The sequence below is a fragment of the Caballeronia sp. INDeC2 genome, assembly GCF_023631325.1.
Classification (GTDB): domain Bacteria; phylum Pseudomonadota; class Gammaproteobacteria; order Burkholderiales; family Burkholderiaceae; genus Caballeronia.
Genome location: NZ_JALQDG010000036.1, coordinates 132260 through 152052, shown reverse-complemented (window position 1 = coordinate 152052; position 19793 = coordinate 132260). Strand labels below are relative to the sequence as shown.

Sequence of the window (19793 nt, the reverse complement as noted above, 5' to 3'; positions counted from 1 at the left end):
GTTTTTTGGGGAGGGGGCTCAGTCGCGCGGAGCGATACGGGGCGGGGGTGCATGCGATTGGGGGGGGGGGGGGGGGTTGGGGGGGCGCGCGCGCGACGCTGCGGCTCGTGCTTTCCCACATGCTCCATTGCGAGCCGCGCGAAGTGGGCGTCGGCGACGAACCCGGCGAACGCATCGTCGTCACGCATCCGCTCGTCGAGGGCGCGATTCATGTCGATGTCGCGTACTCGGGCATCTGGATCGTGATTGCAGTGGCATCGACGAGAATAGGGCTTGGACTGACCGTTGAAGCGAGCGGTGCTCACGACGCGGCTGCCAGAAAGCACATGTGGGAGGAAGCGGCGCGGATCGGGAGGACGCGGGCGGGTGACGACGGCTCTCCGGCAGACTGGCGTGCCCTCACGCTGCCGATGCCTGGCGGAATCTGCGGCGTGCTCGTCGTGGATAAACCCGTCGCGCGCGGACAGGCATTCGGGTGGGAAAGGCCGTTCGAAGCGGAAGGGAGCGCAGCCGCGTCCTGAGCCCGCGCGAGCGCCGGGCAAATCGGAGAAACAGGACATGACGGAATACACGGCGCTCGCGCAACGCCATGCGGTGGCGATCATTGCGATCGTGCTCTTCGTCGTTCCGGCCATCGCGGCTTGCGCGTGGGCTTGGGTCGCGCGCGGGAAGCCAGCATCCCGTTCGATGGTCGCGGTGTCGGCGCTCGCGATGGTCGCGCTGGGCACGGCGGTATTCGTCGGCATTGCGATGCGCATCGCCCACGGCACGGCGTTTTCATCGGCGGATCAGCGCTTGCTCGACGCCGTGCGCGACGGCACGCCCGCCTTCATCGCGCAATGGTTCGCCCGTCTCACGCATCTCGGCGATCCGTGGTTTCTCACACTGCTGTGCGCGCTCATGTGCGCGGCGCTGATCCTGACGCGCCGCTTCGGCCTCGCCGTGTATTTCGCCGCGGTCACGAGCGCGGGCGGCCTGCTCAATCAGGCGCTCAAGGCGGTGATGCGCCGCGACCGCCCCACCGGCTCGACGGTGCCGCTGCCCGAAAGTTTCGCGTTTCCGAGCGGTCACACGTTCGGATCGATCGTCTGCTACGGCATGTGCGCATACGTGCTGCTGCGCCTTGCACCGACGCGCCGCGATCCGCTGATCGTCGCGCTGGTGTGCTTCATCGTGCTGGCGATTGGCACAAGCCGCCTCGTGATCGGCGTGCATTTTCCCGGCGATGTGATAGGCGGTTTCGCGTCGGGTGGCGCGTGGCTGGCGGCGTGCATCGGTGTCGCGGAACTGGCGCGGCGGCGTTCACGCACACTTTCGGATTAGTTCGATTGTTCTGCCATCGCGATGCCGGTAGTTTCAGACCTTTTTTGAGAGGCTGAAGCGATGGTCAAAGCAAAAGCATGTGGCGTTGTAGGACTGTTCCTGATTTTGATCGGCCTGAACGGATGTTCAGTCTTCAGCAAGGATCCCGATCCGCAGGCGTACATGAGCCGCGTGAAAATCGGCATGACACGCGCGGACGTCGAAGACCATCTCGGGCCGCCGGACGGCAACTGGGGACCGTGGCACTCGCAGTGCACCGAATATGCATTCAAGGAGCATGGCGTCGACCGGTGGTCGGTCTATTACAACAATCAGAATCGCGTTGTATTCACGGAGCATGCCGCGTGCAACGTGACGCGGGCCAAGGAAGTCGGGCTTCGTTGAATCCCGAAAGCGATAAAGACCCCACGCAGCGTCGTGGGGTTTTTTTCTTTGGGCGCGTCAATGTGCCTAATGTCGCGCAAGCCCGATGCTTTCCGTGAATACTATGAAATGAGCATTCCATTTTCGTAGCGCATTAGAAAATATACTTCTCCTGCTGTGCGCGATGATGCGCGGTCCGCAATCACGGAGAGAAGATGAAACGATTCAGTGCGTGGGTATTTGCATTATTGTTAGGAATGCTGCTTACCGGGTGCGGCGGAAGCGACAACACCGACGCAGTCAGTTCCGCGGCCAGGCAATCCAACACGCAGGAAAAGGCCACTGCCAAGGGATACGCTTTGTCGACCGTCATCTGGAAGCAGATGCCGATCGGCGTCTGCTGGGATCTGAGCAATGCCGACTTCGCGCTATATGCCAACCAGCGCGACTGGAGCCGTCTCGCGGTCGAAGCAAGCTGGGAGACGCATTCCGGCGTCACGTTCACCGGTTGGCAGCAATGCACGAACGATCCGAACTACTACGGCATACGGATCTCGGTCGAGGACAGCGCCGTGAACGGACCGCATACCCAAGGACTCGGAACGCAGTTGAACAATGTAGTCGGAGGAATGGTGTTCAACTTCACGTTCAGGAATTGGAGTCCGAGTTGCGTGGGACGTGAGGAGTATTGCATTCGCAATATCGCCGCGCACGAGTTCGGTCATGCGATGGGTTTCGCGCATGAGCAAAACCGGCCGGACACGCCATCGACTTGCAATGAGCCTGCGCAAGGCACTTACGGCGATACGCTGATCGGCGCGTGGGATCTGGCATCGATCATGAACTACTGCAATCCGGATTGGAACGGCGACGGCCAACTCAGCACGACGGATATCGTGATGGCGCAGATGTTTTACGGGCCGCGGTGAGTCGTTCAAACGTTAACTTCGCTAGTCGCGGTCAGGCGATATCTGCAATCGGCTTGCCTTCTGCGGCGCTCGCCTATCAAACGATTGCGAAGAAGCGACCAAGCTCGCATTGACACGACGATCCAAAGAATTTGGAAAAATTATGTAATGTACATTCCAATTTGATTACATGATGAAAATATACTTCGCCGACCCGTGCGTGAGAACGCATGGGGTATCTATAACGGAGAATAAAGATGAAAGGGTTACGAGGGGTACTGCTCGCTCTATTGGCAGGAATACTGATTAGTAGTTGCGGCGGAAGTGACGGCGGCAACGACGCGCTTGGCTCAACGGGTAGGGCTTCGGTCGAACAATCGGCGGCGCAGGATAGGGCCACGGGAAAGGGCTATGCCTTGTCGACCGTTATTTGGGATCGAGTGCCCATCGGTGTTTGCTGGGATTTAAACGACGCGGATTTCGCGCGGTATTCCGCGGAGCGCAACTGGAGTCGTTCCGCGGTCGAAGAGACTTGGGAACAGCACTCCGGCGTCGAATTCAGCGGTTGGCAGCAGTGCGCGAACGAACCGAATTACTACGGAATTCGGATTTCAGTCGAGGACATTGCCGGGAGCGCGCCGCATACATGGAATTTGGGCGCGAGGCTGAACAATGCCCGGGGCGGAATGGCGCTGAATTTCACCTTCAATAACTGGAGCCCGAGTTGCCAAGGGCGCAAGGAGTATTGCATTCGCCGGATCGCTGCGCACGAATTCGGTCACGCGCTGGGTTTTGCGCATGAACAGAATCGGCCGGATACGCCGTCGTCATGCATCGAGCCTGCACAGGGCAATCAAGGCGACACGATGGTCGGCGAGTGGGATCTTGCCTCGATCATGAACTATTGCAATCCGAAGTGGAACGGCGACGGCAAACTTAGCGCCACCGACATCGAGATGGTTCAGAGATTCTATGGCCCGCCCCGACCCAAGGAAACCATCTACACGTTGACGCGCGCCCAGGCTCCCGCCCAGGTGACCGCATACGATTTCTCGACGCGTGAAGTGAAGGCCTCGATCGACCTGTCGCTGACGGAGGACTACAAGCAAGCCGATCAGATGTTCGCGAGCGCCGATGGCAAACGCCTGCATGTGCTTCTGGAGAGAAGCTCGACGTCGATCGATCTGGCGACCATCGACACCGCGACCAACACGATCATTCGGGTCACGCCCATCGCTCCGCTGCTGACGACCTTTACCGGTTATAACCTGCAACCCGCTTACGAAGGCAATCAGGTTTACGTGTCGAACAAGAACAGGATCAGCGTCGTCGACACGGACTCGGGGCAACTGATGAAGAACATCGTGCTGCCGGAAGGCTATAGCCTGATCAAGCTAGCGACGGCCAAGGACGATGCCAATAGCATCTATGCACTGACAAACGCGCCCGGTACGAAGCTGCAGATCCTTCGCATCGACACGGCCAGCGCTTCGATCGCGCGTGCCTATCCGGTCGGCTCTGCATCGAGCACGATCAGGGATCAGTTCGCGGTTACGCCAGACGCGAAGAAAGCTTACTTCCTCAGCTTCACGTCGTACACCGGCGACGGCAGTCTGACGGAACTCGATCTGACGAGCGGTAACATGCGCGTGCTGGCCGACCTGCCGGAGAAGAAGCCGAAGTTCCTCGCGGCAATCAGCAACCAGCAGATCCTTTTCGGCGACGACAACTACACGGGTCCGAGTCCGATCATCCTCTACGACGTGACGAGCGGGAACAAGACGAGCCTGATGGCGGCGTCCAACCTGTTGGGTTATCTGCAATACGAACCCAGAACCAAATCCATTCTCTTCGAAAGGAACGGGACGTGGTCCGTCAGCCAGTTGCAGCCGCAGGCCGACGGTAGCTACAAGAGCATCGATCTTGGGCTGAAATCGTTCAGCAGCGGCGCGGGATACGGCGGCATCGCTCCGTTTGTGTTCGTTTCACGCTAGGACGCAGCGATTCATTAGATAGAAGAAACCGCAGGCCTCGAAAGTTTCGAGGCCTTTTCCTCGTGATGAGCTTTCGAGGGCGATTCTTCGTCTACTTCGAGTCCAGGCTCCGGTTCAACTTGAGATGACCGCGCGGGCTTGCGAAGTCCATCGCGACAGTTGTTTTTTGAGGGCCAATAGTTGAAGCGCCCACGGGAAGATAAAACTGGAGCCAAAGCAGCCAGAAATTCGTGTTCAATTTTGGATCCAAAATCCTTGATTCAATTTTAACATGGGCGCACAATCCATCGGAACCGCACCCCACGCGAACGAGGGAGTCCCGATGACAGACCGCGCCAACGCCGTTGCCAGCTCCTACATCTCCGGCGATTCACCGACAACCTCATCCAAATCCAGCCGCGCGGTGACCGCCGCCGTCGTCGGCAATATCCTCGAATGGTTCGATTTCGGCACGTACGCGTTCCTCGCGACCGTCATCGCCAAAGTGATGTTTCCCGCCGGCGACGACTTCGCCGCGATGCTCGGCACCTTCGGCGCGTTCGGCCTGGGCTTCGCCGCGCGTCCGCTCGGCGCGATCATCTTCGGCTGGCTCGGCGACAAGAAAGGCCGCAAGTGGACGCTCACCTTCGTCATGCCGCTGATGGCCGCCGCCACGCTCTTCATGGCGCTGCTGCCCACTTATGCGTCCATCGGCATCATGGCGCCGATTCTGCTCGTCGCCGCGCGCATGTTGCAGGGCATCTCCGTCGGCGGCGAACTGGGTAACGCGGTCGCGTTTCTCGTCGAATGGGCGCCGCCGAACAAGCGCGGCTTCTACGGCAGCTTCCAGCAATGCAGCACGCTCGGCGGAATGCTGCTCGGTTCGGGCGCGGCCGCGCTCATGACGACGCTGCTAAGCCAGGAAGCGCTGCTCGACTGGGGCTGGCGCGTGCCGTTCATCGTCGGCGCGATCGTGATCGGGCCGATCGGCTGGATCATCCGCAAGCGCAGCGAAGAGACGCCGGTCTATCAAAGCGCAAGCGACGAAGCGCCCAAAGCGAAGGGCCGCGCGCCCGCGCTGCTCGGACTTCAAGCCTGCGGACTCGTGATCGTGTGGACGGTCTCGCTCTACGTGCTGCTCAACTATCTGCCGTCGTTCACGACGAAGTACGTCGGCATGAATGCGTCGACGGCGCTCTGGCTCAACACGGCGGGCCTGATCGTGATGACGGCGTCGATTCCGTTCTGGGGCGCGGCCTCGGACCGTTTTGGACGCAAGCCCATCTATACGATCGGCTGCATCGCGTTTCTCGTGCTGCCGTATCCGATTTTTCATCTGATGCTCGAATACAAATCGGCCGCGATCGTCGGCGCGGTGCAGGTGCTGGGCGGCGTGATCATCGGCATCTTCTCGGGCGTCGGGCCTGCCGTGTTGTCCGAGCTCTTTCCGACGAAAATCCGCACGACGTGGATGTCGATCGGCTACGGCATCGCCAACGCGGTGTTCGGCGGTTTCGCGCCGATGATCTCCATCGCGCTCATCAAGGCGACGGGCTCGCCGCTCTCGCCCGCGTACTTCGTGATGCTCGCCGCGCTGCTTTCGACGATCACGGTCTTCACCATCAAGGAGACGGCGCACGCGCCGCTGCAATAGACATGCGCTGGAATCGAACGCTTACAGTGGTGAACTGCCATGCCGAAGGCGAAGTCGGTAACGTGGTGACGGGCGGCGTTTTGGACGTGCCCGGCGCGACCATGTTCGACAAGATGATGCATCTGGAAGAGGTGCGCGACGACCTGCGCCGCATCTGCATCTTCGAGCCGCGCGGATCGGCGAATCAGACCGTGAACTTCCTGCTGCCCGCAACCGACCCGCGCGCGCAAATGGGCTACGTGATCGCGGAATCGACCGAGTATCCGGCGATGTCCGGCTCGAACACGATGTGCGTCGCCACGGTGCTGCTCGAAACCGGCATCCTGCCGATGGTCGAGCCCGTCACCGAGCTCGTGCTCGAAGCGCCGGCGGGGCTCATCCATCTGCGCTGCGCGTGCGCGAACGGCAAGGTCACGAAGGTCGAGTTCACGAATCAGCCCGCGTTCGCGAATCATCTGGACAGGACGATCGAGGTAGAAGGCATCGGCAGCCTGACTGTGGACGTCGCCTATGGCGGCATGACGTACGTGATCGTCGATGCGGAGAAGCTCGGCTTTCGCATCGCGCCCGACGAGGCGCGCGAGTTGTGCGAGCTCGGGCAGGTCATCAAGGCCGCGGCGGCGGCGCAGTTGCCTTCGCCGCATCCGTTAAATCCGCTCATCAAGGGCATCACGATGACCGAGTTCGCCGGGCCGCTGTCGCGCGAGAAGGGCGTGCTGAAATCGCGCAACACGGTGATCGTGTCGCCGGGCCGCTGCGACCGTTCGCCGTGCGGCACCGGCACCTCCGCGCGGCTCGCGGTGATGCACGCGAAAGGGCTGATCGACGTGGGCGAGACCTTCCTGCACGAGTCGATCATCGGGTCGGTCTTCGAAAGCCGCATCGATTCGGTCACGCGCCTCGGCGACGTGCCCGCGGTCGTGCCGGTCGTCGCAGGTCAGGCTTGGATTACCGCGATCTCGCAAGTCGGCGTCGATCCGACCGATCGCTTCCAGACCGGCTTCACGCTCGCGGATACGTGGTGCGAAGCCGTCGACGACAAGCTCATCAAGTCGCGTGCCGGCCTATGAGCGTGACAAATGAAGAAATGGCGGACGTCGTCGTGATCGGCGCGGGCATCGTCGGACTGGCTTGCGCGTGGGCCGCGCTGCGCGACGGCGCGCGCGTGACGATCGTCGATCGCGATTTCGAGGGCGATCGCGCGTCGCATGGCAACGCGGGCGGCATTGCGGTCACGGAGAGCACGCCGATCGCCGTGCACGGCATGTTCACGAAGGTTGCGACATGGCTGATGGACCCGCTCGGGCCGCTCGCGCTCGACTGGAAGCATCTGCCGAAGGCGCTGCCGTGGTTCATGGCGTTTCGCCGCGCGAGCGAGCCGGAACGTTATCAGGCGATATCGCATGCGCTCGCGTTGTTGAACAACCGCGTCTACGACGACATCGTGCCCATGTTCGACGATATCGGCGCGAGCGCGATGCATTATCGCCGCGGCGCGCTGACGGTCTATGAAACCGACGAAGCCTTCGCCGCCGACCAGACGGAATGGGCGCTCAAGCGCGAGCTCGGCGTGAGCTGGCATGCGCTGAACGCGCAGCAGGTGCGCGAATGCGAGCCGTCGCTTGCGCCGGTGTTCAGGCATGGCGTGTTTCTCGACGATTGGTCGCATATCGGCGATCCGCGCCGCATCGTGACGCTGCTGCGCGAGCGCGTGCGTGCGCTCGGCGCGCGCTTCGTAACGGGCATAGCGCGTGCGATCGATGCATCGGATTCGGTGGTGCTGGCGGACGGCAATCGCGTGAAAGGACGGCGCATCGTGATCGCGGCGGGCGCGTGGTCGGCGGCGCTGGCGAAGTCCATCGGCGATAGCGTTTTGCTCGAAAGCGAGCGCGGCTACAACGCGACGCTGCCGAAGCACGGCGTCGGGCCGACGCGCGAAGTGATCTTTGCGGAGCGCAAGTTCGTCGCGGCGCCGCTCGACGTCGGTTTGCGCATCGGCGGCGCGGCGGAGTTCGCGGGCACCGATGCGCCGCCGAACTATCGTCGTAGCGACGCGTTGCTCACGCTCGGCAAGCGCTTCATTCCCGGTATCGACGATACGGACGCCGCGAAATGGATGGGCAATCGCCCCGCAACGCCCGATTCGCTGCCGGTGATCGGCGCATCGCCGCGCATGCCGTCGGTCGTCTATGCGTTCGGTCACGGTCATCTCGGTTTGACGCAATCGGCGACGACCGCCGCGCTCGTCGCCGATGTGCTCGCGGGCCGTACGCCGCGCGTGCCGCTCGGTCCGTATTCGATCGCCCGTTTCTAAATTGGAGGAGCAACTATGCAAGTGAACTGGAAAGGCGTATTCCCCGCCGTCACGACGAAGCTCAAGCAAGACGGCTCGCTCGACCGCGATGCAATCGTGAGCGGTTTGAACCGTCTCATCGACAACGGCGTAGGCGGCGTCGTGATGATGGGCATGGTCGGCGAGAACGCGCAACTCACGCCCGAGGAAAAGCGCACGGTGCTGAAGATCGCGGTCGAAACGGTGAACGGGCGCGTGCCTGTGATATCCGGTCTCGCGGAACTGAACACGGCCAACGCAATGCAATTTGCAAAGGATGCCGAAATAATCGGCGTGCAAGGCTTGATGGTGTTTCCGGGCCTCACGTATCGCTCGGACGATCGCGAGACCGTCGAATACTATCGGTCGATTGCGCGCTCGACCAAGCTCGGTCTGATGATCTATAACAACCCGCGCGGCTATGGCGTCGACATGCGTCCCGACCTGCTCGCGCAACTCGCCGACGAAGCGAACGTCGTCGCGATCAAGGAAGAGACCTACGACACGACGCGCGTCACCGATCTCTATGCGCGCTTCGGCGAGCGCTTCGTCGTGTTTTGCGGCGTCGACGATCTGATCGTCGAATCGGTCGCGCTCGGCGTGAAGGGCTGGGTCTCGGGCATGGCGAACGCGATGCCGAAGGAATCCGTCGACTTGCTGAACTACGCGGTCGATGGCGATTACGACAAGGCGCGCGCGCTTTATCGCGCGCTGATCGAGCTGTTTCATCTCGACACGCACGTTAAGCTCGTGCAGTACATCAAGCTCGCGGAAAACATCACGGCGGGTTATCCGGAATACGTGAAGGCGCCGCGCCTGATGCTCGAAGGCGAAGAGCGGCGGCGGACCGTCGAGATCGTCGAGAAGGCGATCGCGAACGTGAAGGCGCTCGCGCGATGAAATCCACGTTCTTCTGCATCGACGGACACACCTGCGGCAATCCCGTGCGCGTCGTCGCGGGCGGCGCACCGCCGCTCGAAGGCGCGAACATGATCGAACGACGCGCGCATTTCCTGCGCGAATTCGACTGGATTCGCACCGCGCTCATGTTCGAGCCGCGCGGCCACGAAGTGATGTCCGGCAGCATCCTCTATCCGCCGACGCGCCCCGATTGCGATCTCGCGATTCTCTTCATCGAAGTGAGCGGCTGCCTGCCGATGTGCGGGCACGGCACCATCGGCACCGTGACGACGGCCATCGAACACGGACTCGTGCGCCCGCGCGAGCCCGGCGTGTTGCGGCTCGATACGCCCGCGGGTCTCGTCGTCGCGCGTTACCGGATGAACGGCGAGCATGTCGATTCCGTGCAGCTCGTCAACGTGCCGTCGTTTCTGCATTCGCGCGACTTGTCCGTCGAAGTCGAAGGACTCGGCGAGATTCGTTTCGATGTCGCGTACGGCGGCAACTTCTATGCGATCGTCGAAGCGCAGCGCAACCATGACGGCCTGCACGCGCTGAAGCCTTCCGACATTCAGCGCCTGAGTCCGCTGCTGCGTCAGAAAGCGAACGAGCGGTACACGTTCGTGCATCCGGAGAACGACGCGATACGCGGCCTCAGTCACGTCATGTGGACAGGCGAGCCGACAGTCGACGGCGCGAGCGCGCGCAATGCCGTGTTTTACGGCGACAAGGCCATCGATCGCTCGCCGTGCGGCACGGGCACGTCGGCGCGCATGGCGCAGCGCGTCGCGAAGGGGCAGTTGAAGATCGGCGAGCGCTTCGTGCATGAGAGCATCATCGGCACCTTGTTCGAAGGCACGCCGATGGACGCGGCGCGCGTCGGTGACTACCAGGCGATCGTGCCGGGCATAGAAGGTTGGGCGCGCGTGACCGGCCACAACACGATTTTCGTCGATGACCGCGATCCGCTCGCGCACGGATTCCTGCTGAAATAACGGGAGAGATCAAGTCATGCTGATACTGAAAAACGCCCGCGTGCTCGACGCCGATCACGAGCGCGACGACGGCCGCTATTCCATCGTCATCGAAGGGAACACGATTCGCGATGTCACGCGCGAACCGGTGCAAGCGAGCGGCGCACAGGTGATCGATGTGGGCGGCAAGACGGTGATGCCCGGCATGATCGATTGCCACGTGCATGTGATCGCATCGGTCGCGCATCTGGGCAACAACAGCCGTTTGCCGAACACGTTCGCCGTGCTGCGCGCCGTGCCGATTCTCGCGGGCATGCTCAATCGCGGCTTCACGACCGTGCGCGATGCGGGCGGCGCGGATTATGCGCTGTCGCGCGCGATCGAAGATGGCGTGATCGCGGGGCCGCGTTTGTTCGTCGCGGGCAAGGCGCTTTCGCAGACCGGCGGCCACGGCGATTTCCGCGAGCGCTTCGACAACTCCGACCCCGACCCGTGCGGATGCAATCGCAACATGGGCGCGATCGGGCGCGTGGTCGATGGCGTCGATGAAATCCGCAAAGCCGTGCGCGAGGAAATGCGCGCGGGCGCGAACCACATCAAGATCATGGCGTCGGGCGGCGTGGCGTCGCCGACCGATCCTATCGGCAACCTGCAATTCTCCGTCGATGAAGTGAAGGCGGCCGTCGAGGAAGCGGAATCGCACCAGACCTATGTGATGGCGCATGCGTACACCGCGAAGGCGATTGCGCGCGTGGTGAGGCTCGGCGTGCGCACGATCGAGCACGGCAACCTGATCGACGAAGAAGCCGCGCGCGTGATGGCCGAGCACGGCGCATACGCGGTGCCGACGCTCGTCACGTATGACGCGATGTCGAAGGTCGGCGCGCAGATGGGCCTCGCCAAAGACACGCTCGACAAGAACGAGTCGGTGCGCAAGCGCGGCCTCGAAGCGCTCGCGATGCTGCACGCGCGCGGCGTGAAGATCGGCCTCGGCACCGATCTGCTCGGCGACATGCATCAGTATCAAAGCGACGAGCTTTCGATACGCGCGGATATCGTCGGCGCTTTCGAGGCCATTCGTCAGGCGACGGCGCTCGGCGCGGAGATCGTGAACATGAAGGGCAAACTCGGCGTCGTCGCGCCGGGTGCGTACGCGGATTTGCTCGTCGTCGATGGCGATCCGCTGAAGGATATTCGCGTGCTCACGGGACAGGGCGAACGCATCGCGGGCGTGATGAAGAACGGCGCGTGGGTGCGGGAGACGTTGCGCTGAACCCGCGTCCCGCAAGGGGACTTCCTGCGGCTCGCCCCTTGCTGGGGCGGCCTTCGGGGCGTGCTACGATGCCGCAACCCTACGAATAAGCGTTAAAGAAGCACATGCCTCCGGTCGCCATAAAACCGAGCTCAACCGATTCCACCCACAAGATCGTCCGCACGACGACGGTCGAACTCGTCACGACAGCGATCCGGCAACGCATCCTCTCGGGCGACCTTGCACCGGGCGAAGTGCTGCGTCAGGAAGCGCTCGCCGACGAACTCGGCGTTAGTCGCGTGCCGATTCGCGAGGCGATCACGCGGCTCACAGGCGAAGGCTTACTGACGAAGGTGCCGCACAAGGGCGCGTATGTCGCAGAGTTGTCGATAGAAGAAGTGCAGGAGACATTCGAGATTCGCTTGCGGCTGGAACCGTGGCTCTTTTCGCAAGCGATTCCGCATATCACCGATGCCGAAATCGCGAAAGCCGAGCAGCTCGTCGGCGACATGGATCACGCGGATTCGGGCGTGTGGGGCCAACTGAACTGGCGTCTGCACGAAACGCTTTACCTGCCTGCGCAGCGCGATATCACGTTGCAGATGCTGCGCGGCCTGCATGATCGCAGCGACCGCTATTTCCGCTTTCAGGTCGTGCAGGTGCCGATCCGCGAGCAGTCGCACGAAGAGCACATGAACTTGATCGACGCATGCCGAAAGCGCGACGCCGAACTCGGCGCGAAGCTGCTCGAACAGCACGTGAAGACGGCGGGGCAGCAGATCATCTCGGTGGTCGATGCGATCATGGCGCGATGAGGCGCACGCTCGCGGGCCGCGCCGCATTGCGTGCGTCGATGTCGATGTGAGCATCGGCGGTTGCGAGTTGCGCGAACGCGGCTTCATCGACCATCACGACGGGCACATCCGACGCATACAGTTCGTTCGCGACGATCGCGCCTATCGACAGAATCAGATCGCGCTCCGTGAGCACGATGCCCGCGGGCCCCGTGCCGTTGCGCAGCGCTTCGGCGAGCACGCTGCTGCTCGAACTCGATCCGCGCGCACGCGGCATCACGAGAATGCGCGACGCGAGACTCTGGCCGTGACCGGCATGCGTGGCATCGACGATCACGCCGCGTTCGGCGTCGTAACCGCCCCAGAAACTCAGCGGCAGCAACGCGATGCCAACAGCACGCGCGTGGCCCGGAACGAGTGTGACGGCCTCAAACGTTTTCATCGATGCACACCTTTCCTTCGAACGCCGATCGCACGCATTCGCTCATGCTGCCGAACGCCACCGTCACACCGATGTTCGCCGGCGCGTAATGCGCCCACTTGCCCGAGTTGGTCATCACAAGACCGCTCACTTGCCTCATCACCGGCGTGATGTACGTGCAGGTATCGACGACGATCTGCACGCCGCGCTCCGCCAGCGTCTGCGCGATGCCATCCTCTTCGAGTTGCCAGAGCACGAAGCGGCTCGTGTTCACATAGATATCGCAGCGCGGCGCGCCTTCATGTCGATCGAAGAGTGACGCGAGCGTGCGGAATTCTTCGACGGAAAAGTGCGGCGTGCCGAGCGCGACGGCCGCGAGCGCATCGCCGGGCTTCGCGCGGTTCCAGCGCTTGCGCACGGCCTGCAGGTCCGATGCGCTGACCGCGATCGTGGGCGCGGGCGCGGGTTGCTGAAGCGCGGCATCGAGCGTCGCGGCTTCCGGCGTGATGCCGACCGCATGAAAGAGCGCCACCGATCCGCTCGATGCCGCCGCCGCGCCGAGCGCTTTCAGTTCGTCTTCGGTGGTGTCGTCGGGCAGGCCGGTGATGGCGGCGACCGTTGCGCCGACCTCGCTGCCGAGCAGGAAGCCGAGCGCCGCAAAATCGGCATCGCGATGCGGCGACGCGCTCAGATCGGGCGCCGCCATCACAATGCGCGCCGCGCGATTCGCCGTGACATGCAGGCCCGCGTTCGGCACGCGGCCGGTGATCGCGGCGGCGAGATCGAGGAAATCGCCGTAGCGGCTCGTGCGCGCGCCGAGCACGGAGTTGGCGAAGACGATCGCGTTCGATTCGGCCCACGCGATCTGATCGTCCAGCTTCGGACGATGCTTCAGCTGATAAGGCGCGCACGTGAAGCTCGCCTCGCAGCCGAGTTCGATATGCGCCTGCATGAGCCGCTTGCCCGCGCTCGCGATATGCGCATCGCCTCGGAACAGCTCGGGATGGATGAGATCGAGCGAGCCGACGTTGAGCGTGGTCGGCACGGCGACCTTCGCGCCGCTCGCGACGAAGCGCGCGACGAAATCGAGGCTCGCCGCGCCGTGATACAGGCAGCCGTCGATATGCGCGGACGAGATGTCGATGAGCGTATCGGCGTCCATGACGCGCGCCGTCGCCGCGACGATGCGCATCGCGAGCGCGAGGCCATCGCCGAGATCGCCTTCGAGCATCGCGGTGTCGCGTGGGGAAAGAGTGAGCATCGGGTACGGTTACGCAGCGCTGAATAATGACAGCGCAGCATAACGGATCGGCCCGATGCTGTGCGGACTACCTTCGTCCGAAACGGCGCACGAAGCAATAGAAAATCCACGGATGGATTTTCAGCATCGCCATGACGATGGACAGCTTCGGCCGATGATCCGAGCACATGCCGAGCAGGTGCGCGAGACGCAGTTTCTCCGACACGCTGAAGAGAATCGGTTTCGCCAGCCGATAGGTCGGCGCCTTTATCGCGGCCTGAAACGCGATCGTCCGGAACGCGTAGATATATTTCAGCCTGAAGAGCAACCGTCGGTAATTTGGTATTGGCATCGACGCCGTAATTTTCTCCACCCGATCGATAATGGCAAATAGGTCCACGATATTCGGGTTGAAGCGTGTAGAAATTCCCGATTCTCGATACATGTATTCGTATAACGTATCGGGAATGAGCCGCACGGTGTTGGACTTACCGAGCGTCTGCACCGATACGCAAATATCTTCATATATGAGTCCAGTCGGATGTTCCACCGAAAGGAAGATCGATCGGCGCACGAGCTTGTTGCAGCAATAAGCCTGCAACGACAGGTCCAGGATTTTCTCGACCGCCTGCACCCCGGTGATGACGGCGTCGCCTGTTTCGACGCGGTAATTGATCTTGCCATCCGGCGTGATGTTTTCGGCGGCGAAGACCACGACGTCCGCGTTGTGCGCCTCGGCTTCGTTTATCACTCTGCGGATGAGATCGTGGTGAACATGATCGTCACTGTCCACGCACAGAACATATTCGCCGCGCGCCGCCGTTGCGGCGATCTTGCGGGTTTCGGCGAGTCCCCTGTTCTCGAGATTCTTAATAAGCTTCCACGGAATTCTGCTTTGCTTCTCGAGAATGCGGGAAGTCATTTCGCCGGATCGATCAGGACTGCTGTCGTCAACGGCGATGATTTCGAAGTCGGTGGATGTTTGCGACAGAAGCGAGTCGAGGCATTCTTCGATGTACGGCTCAACTTTGTACACGGGCAGCAGGACACTGATTTTGGGCGGTGCTTGCATGTATGTGAATCCCCACTTCGGGATTTTTTCAGTAGAACGACAAGTGCCCAAGGATTCTACGTGCTGTGTCAGATGCCGGTATTAGGGTCATTGACTATTGCCAGCTTGGACTAAGGGTTATGCAGGCGCATTTTGTTACCGTTAATTGACTTCGCCTTGCACTTAATACTTAAGACATCCTATCTATCGCCGTTAATGACCGGGTGAACAATCGGTGCGGTCGTTTCACTATTCGTCGATCAGAGTGTCACGCGGTGAGAGCAGTCTGTCGCTGCCCGACGATCGATGCGTTGGCGCGGCGGTCGTGGCATCGTCCTTGCGTGCGGGTGTCCCTTCGATTATCGAACCATCGTTCAGCCGTTAAAGGAGAGTGCTCATGAGTCTGGATTTGACGTTTCGCGCAGGCGAGGCAACCGTGCTGGCCGCGTCGGGACAGGCGACCGATGCGATGCCGGAAATCCTGATCGGCCGCGTCGACGGGCCGGTCGGCCACGCGTTCGCCAACATGATGGCGCAATCGAAAGGACATACGGCCATGTTCGCGATCCGCGCGTGCAACCAGATGGTCCGCCCCGCAACGATGATCGTCCCGAAGGTCACGCTGAAGGACATGGCGAACATCGACCTCTTCGGCGGCGTGGTGCAGAGCGCAACCGCCGACGCGGTGGTCGATTGCCTCATCGAAGGCATTCTGCCGAGGGATCAGGCCAGCGAGTTGTGCATCATCAGCCTGGTGTGGATCGATCCGCGTTGCGCGACGGACGCCAACCTCGACAAGAAGGACATGTATCGCACGAACTACGAGGCGACGAAACTCGCCATTCAGCGCGCGATGAACAACGAGCCGAGCGTGGAGGAACTCATCGCGAACCGGCACAGCATCAAGCACGATATGGATGACTGGAGCTGACAGGCTTGCTTCCCGATAGCGGCGAGGGAAGCGTCCTGGATAGTTAGGCATCCGACATAATGTTCTGGCTGGGAGTTGCGAATTCGGCGCTGCGCCTGTCAAGCCCGCGAGACGCTGCTAGACTGAGCGTCCGTGGCAAAGCGCGCGCGTCAGGCTTTATTCATACGCGATCATGAAGGAGCGTTCATGACGAATCACAGCGATCCCGATCGTGCGCTGCAGCATATACCGTCACACCGCAAAATCGCCCTCTCCCTATAGCCGCCCCCTATCAGCGGCATTGCAAAAATCGCATTCTATTGAGCGTCGGTCTCACGTATTTTCTAACTTGAGGAAGACTGTCGGACGATTCACGCATCGCCCGATGGACGCAGCGAAATCCCTTACCGGATCGGGTCCGTGCAGCACGAGAAGCACGAATCCGACACCTTGGTGGTAAGTAGCAAAAGAACTAGTGGGTACGTCCTCGCAAGGAGATAACGCATGTCGAACGAATCGAAATGCCCGTTTAACCATGCCGCCGGCACCGGCACGACGAACCGTGACTGGTGGCCGCGGCAACTACGTGTGGATCTGTTGAGTCAGCATTCCGGCAAGTCGAACCCGCTCGGCTCGGACTTCGACTACGCCGAGGCTTTCAAAAGCCTCGATCTCGCCGCGGTCAAGCAAGACCTCGCGGCGCTCATGACCGATTCGAAAGAGTGGTGGCCGGCCGACTTCGGCCACTACGGGCCGCTTTTCATCCGCATGGCTTGGCATAGCGCCGGCACCTACCGCATCGGCGATGGCAGGGGAGGCGGCGGCCGCGGCCAGCAACGTTTTGCGCCGCTCAATAGCTGGCCCGACAACGTCAGCCTCGACAAGGCGCGCCGGCTGCTCTGGCCGGTCAAACAGAAGTACGGCCAGAAACTGTCCTGGGCCGATCTGATCATTCTGACCGGCAACGTCGCGCTGGAAACGATGGGCTTCAAGACCTTCGGCTTCGCGGGCGGACGCGAGGACACGTGGGAGCCGGATCAGGACGTCTACTGGGGCAACGAAAAGACCTGGCTCGGCGGCGATGTCCGCTACGGCAAAGGCGCGGCCGGCAACGACGAAGATCAGGGCGTGATCACCGCCGACGCCGAGAAGCACGGCGAGGAAGTCAGCCGCACCGACGGCGGCCGCAATCTGGAGAATCCGCTCGGCGCGGTGCAGATGGGTCTGATCTATGTCAATCCGGAAGGTCCGGACGGCAATCCCGATCCGCTCGCGGCGGCGCACGACATCCGCGAGACGTTCGCGCGCATGGCGATGAACGACGAGGAAACCGTCGCGCTGATCGCGGGCGGCCACACGTTCGGCAAGACGCACGGCGCGGGTCCGGCCGATAACGTCGGTCCCGAACCGGAATCCGCGGATCTGGAGAACATGGGCCTCGGCTGGAAGAGCAGCTACGGCTCCGGAAAGGGCGCGGATACGATCACGAGCGGCCTCGAAGTCACCTGGACCACGACGCCGACGAAGTGGGGCAGCGGCTTCTGGGAAAGCCTCTTCGGTCACGAATGGGAACTGACCAAGAGCCCGGCGGGGGCGAACCAGTGGGTCGCGAAGGATTCGGCCGAAACCGTCCCGCACGCGCACGATGCGTCGAAGAAGATCAAGCCGACCATGCTGACGACGGACTTGTCGCTACGTCTCGATCCGGAATACGCGAAGATTTCCAAGCGCTTCTGGGAGAACCCCGACCAGTTCGCCGACGCCTTCGCCCGCGCGTGGTTCAAGCTGACGCACCGCGACATGGGTCCGAAGGCGCGCTATCTCGGGCCGGAAGTGCCGCAGGAAGAATTGCTGTGGCAAGACCCGATTCCTGCAGTCGATCATCCGCTCGTCGAGGATCAGGATGTCGCGGCGCTGAAGCAGAAAGTGCTGGGGTCGGGGCTGTCGATCTCCGAGCTGGTATCGACGGCGTGGGCATCGGCATCGACGTTTCGCGGCTCTGACAAGCGCGGCGGCGCGAACGGCGCGCGCATTCGTCTCGCACCGCAGAAAGACTGGGAAGCGAACGATCCGGAACAACTCGGCAAGGTGCTGTCGACGCTCGAAGGCATCCAGAAAGAGTTCAACGGCGCGCAGTCCGGCGGCAAGAAGATTTCGATCGCCGATCTGATCGTGCTGGCGGGCGGCGCGGCCATCGAAAAGGCGGCGGAGCAGGCCGGTCAGAAGGTCACGGTGCCGTTCACGCCGGGCCGCATGGACGCCACGCAGGACAAGACGGACGTGCTTTCGGTCTCGGCGCTCGAACCGGTCGCCGATGGCTTTCGCAACTACGTCAAGTCCAACGTGCGCGTGCCGGTCGAGTCGCTGCTGATCGACAAGGCGCAATTGCTGACGCTGACCGCGCCGGAGATGACGGCGCTCGTCGGCGGCTTGCGGGCGCTGAACGTGTCCGGCTCGAAGAGCGCGCTGGGCGTTTTCACCGACAAGCCCGAAACGCTCACCAACGACTTCTTCGTCAACCTGCTCGACATGGATACGGAGTGGCAGCCGGTGTCGTCGCGGCGCGATGTGTTCGAAGGACGCGATCGAAAGACGGGTCAGCGGAAGTGGACCGGCAGCCGCGTCGATCTGATCTTCGGCTCGCATTCGGTGCTGCGCGCGCTCGCCGAAGTCTATGCGAGCGGCGACGCGCAGGAGAAGTTCGTCAATGACTTCGTCGCGGCCTGGACGAAGGTGATGAATCTCGATCGCTTCGATCTGAAGAAGCAGTAAGCGGCAACGCGGCGGTCCTTCGGGACCGCCTTTTTCTTGCCGGCGTTCTCAATGCGCCGCGCGCGCAGGCCGCTGCCTGAACAAAAATCCGCACACGACGATGAACATCGCGAGCGCGATCGACGCGCCGTAGCGGCTCATCGCCAGTCCGCCGTTCGCGACCGGCTTGTCGAGAAAATCGCCGACCACCGCGCCGAGCGGCCGCGTCAGAATGAACGCGCTCCAGAACAGCACGGTGCGCGACATCTCCGTGAAGTAATACAAAAGCACGATCAGCAGCAAGAGGCCGCCGAAGATCAGCGCCGCGCCCGTGTAGCCGAAGCCCGCGCTGTCGGCGGTCCAGTCGCCGAGCGCGGTACCGAGCGTCTGCGAGAACATGATCGTCATCCAGTAGAAGGCTTCGGCTTTGGGCGATGCGATCGTCGATACGGAAACCGAGCCCATCGCACGATGCCACACCGCGAGCGATGCGAGCAGCAGCGTCAGCAGGATCGCGCTCCCGCCCGCATAGCCGATGCCGAGCGAGCGGTCGGCGAAGTCGGCGAGCGTGGTGCCGACCGTCGTCGTCGCGATGATCGTGATCCAGTAGAGCGCGGGCTGGAAACGGTCCGCCTTGATCTGCGCGATCACGGCCACCGCGAACACCGCCGCGAAGATGAACGTGCTTATCAGATAGCCGAGATTCATCGACATCGAGAGCGCGTCGCCGCCGGTTTCGCCGAGCGTCGTCGCCGCGATCTTGATGATCCAGAACGCCAGGGTCAGCTCGGGAACCTTGGCGAGCGCATGTTTTGCGTGCTCCATGTCGTCTCTCATCGATGAGTAAAGGCTCGAGCGTAGTGGGTGCTCGCTTAAGAGAGGCTTAGTGATCAGCGCGATTTCGAACGATCGCGTATCGTCTGTGTTCGGACTCGAATTCCACAGGA

At 62.1% G+C, this 19793-nt stretch carries 18 protein-coding genes; 14 read left to right on the top strand and 4 right to left on the bottom strand.

From position 1 onward, the window contains the following. The 12 genes from NCS28_RS23495 to NCS28_RS23440 all read left to right on the top strand — a co-directional run. Positions 1–521, top strand: a 521-nt coding sequence (locus NCS28_RS23495) for a hypothetical protein (protein WP_250516177.1), incomplete at its 5' end; no start/stop codon positions are given. 37 nt (positions 522–558) lie between these two features. Continuing rightward, complete coding sequence (locus NCS28_RS23490; RefSeq protein ID WP_250516176.1) at positions 559–1323, top strand: phosphatase PAP2 family protein; 765 nt, start codon at positions 559–561, stop codon at positions 1321–1323. Positions 1324–1485: 162 nt separating this feature from the next. Continuing rightward, positions 1486–1707, top strand: coding sequence for an outer membrane protein assembly factor BamE (locus NCS28_RS23485; RefSeq protein WP_250516175.1), 222 nt, complete (start codon positions 1486–1488; stop codon positions 1705–1707). A gap of 338 nt (positions 1708–2045) precedes the next feature. Next, positions 2046–2615 carry a M12 family metallopeptidase gene (locus tag NCS28_RS23480; RefSeq protein WP_250516174.1) on the top strand — a complete coding sequence of 190 codons (570 nt, stop codon included), beginning with the start codon at positions 2046–2048 and terminating at the stop codon, positions 2613–2615. Positions 2616–2851: 236 nt separating this feature from the next. After that, the gene (locus NCS28_RS23475; protein ID WP_250516173.1) at positions 2852–4588 is read left to right on the top strand and encodes a M12 family metallopeptidase; all 1737 of its coding nucleotides are present in this window, start codon (positions 2852–2854) and stop codon (positions 4586–4588) included. A gap of 322 nt (positions 4589–4910) precedes the next feature. Then, a complete protein-coding gene (locus NCS28_RS23470; protein WP_250516172.1) occupies positions 4911–6221 on the top strand; it encodes an MFS transporter in 1311 nt (436 codons plus the stop codon). Between the two features lie 2 nt (positions 6222–6223). Next, complete coding sequence (locus NCS28_RS23465) at positions 6224–7291, top strand: proline racemase family protein (protein ID WP_250516171.1); 1068 nt, start codon at positions 6224–6226, stop codon at positions 7289–7291. Then, positions 7288–8535, top strand: coding sequence for an NAD(P)/FAD-dependent oxidoreductase (locus tag NCS28_RS23460; RefSeq protein ID WP_250516170.1), 1248 nt, complete (start codon positions 7288–7290; stop codon positions 8533–8535). Before NCS28_RS23465 ends, NCS28_RS23460 begins: the two co-directional genes overlap by 4 nt. 15 nt (positions 8536–8550) lie before the next feature. After that, positions 8551–9453 carry a dihydrodipicolinate synthase family protein gene (locus NCS28_RS23455; RefSeq protein WP_250516169.1) on the top strand — a complete coding sequence of 301 codons (903 nt, stop codon included), beginning with the start codon at positions 8551–8553 and terminating at the stop codon, positions 9451–9453. Beyond that, entirely contained in the window at positions 9450–10448 is a 999-nt protein-coding gene (locus tag NCS28_RS23450) for a 4-hydroxyproline epimerase (RefSeq protein ID WP_250516168.1), read from the top strand. The genes NCS28_RS23455 and NCS28_RS23450 overlap by 4 nt, the downstream gene beginning before the upstream one ends. Before the next feature lie 16 nt (positions 10449–10464). Further along, positions 10465–11700: a metal-dependent hydrolase family protein gene (locus NCS28_RS23445; RefSeq protein WP_250516167.1), complete on the top strand. Its 1236-nt coding sequence runs from the start codon at positions 10465–10467 to the stop codon at positions 11698–11700. A 104-nt stretch (positions 11701–11804) separates the two neighbouring features. After that, on the top strand, positions 11805–12494 hold the full coding sequence (locus NCS28_RS23440) for a GntR family transcriptional regulator (protein ID WP_250516166.1): 690 nt from the start codon (positions 11805–11807) through the stop codon (positions 12492–12494). On the opposite strand, the gene NCS28_RS23435 is transcribed toward NCS28_RS23440, so the two are convergent. From NCS28_RS23435 to NCS28_RS23425, 3 genes are all read right to left on the bottom strand, one after another. Next, positions 12481–12915, bottom strand: coding sequence for an aconitase X swivel domain-containing protein (locus NCS28_RS23435; RefSeq protein ID WP_250516165.1), 435 nt, complete (start codon positions 12913–12915; stop codon positions 12481–12483). The genes NCS28_RS23440 and NCS28_RS23435 overlap by 14 nt on opposite strands. Beyond that, complete coding sequence (locus NCS28_RS23430; protein ID WP_250516164.1) at positions 12902–14155, bottom strand: aconitase X; 1254 nt, start codon at positions 14153–14155, stop codon at positions 12902–12904. Before NCS28_RS23430 ends, NCS28_RS23435 begins: the two co-directional genes overlap by 14 nt. Positions 14156–14222: 67 nt before the next feature. Beyond that, positions 14223–15206, bottom strand: coding sequence for a glycosyltransferase family 2 protein (locus NCS28_RS23425; protein ID WP_250516163.1), 984 nt, complete (start codon positions 15204–15206; stop codon positions 14223–14225). 376 nt (positions 15207–15582) lie between these two features. On the opposite strand from NCS28_RS23425, the gene fae reads away from it, so the two are divergent. Together fae and katG are read left to right on the top strand one after the other, a co-directional pair. Next, positions 15583–16116 carry a formaldehyde-activating enzyme gene (fae, locus tag NCS28_RS23420; protein WP_250516162.1) on the top strand — a complete coding sequence of 178 codons (534 nt, stop codon included), beginning with the start codon at positions 15583–15585 and terminating at the stop codon, positions 16114–16116. Between the two features lie 483 nt (positions 16117–16599). Beyond that, positions 16600–18867: a catalase/peroxidase HPI gene (gene katG / locus NCS28_RS23415; protein ID WP_250516161.1), complete on the top strand. Its 2268-nt coding sequence runs from the start codon at positions 16600–16602 to the stop codon at positions 18865–18867. 48 nt (positions 18868–18915) lie between these two features. On the opposite strand, the gene NCS28_RS23410 is transcribed toward katG, so the two are convergent. Continuing rightward, the gene (locus NCS28_RS23410; RefSeq protein ID WP_250516160.1) at positions 18916–19671 is read right to left on the bottom strand and encodes a COG4705 family protein; all 756 of its coding nucleotides are present in this window, start codon (positions 19669–19671) and stop codon (positions 18916–18918) included. Positions 19672–19793: the final 122 nt, after the last annotated feature.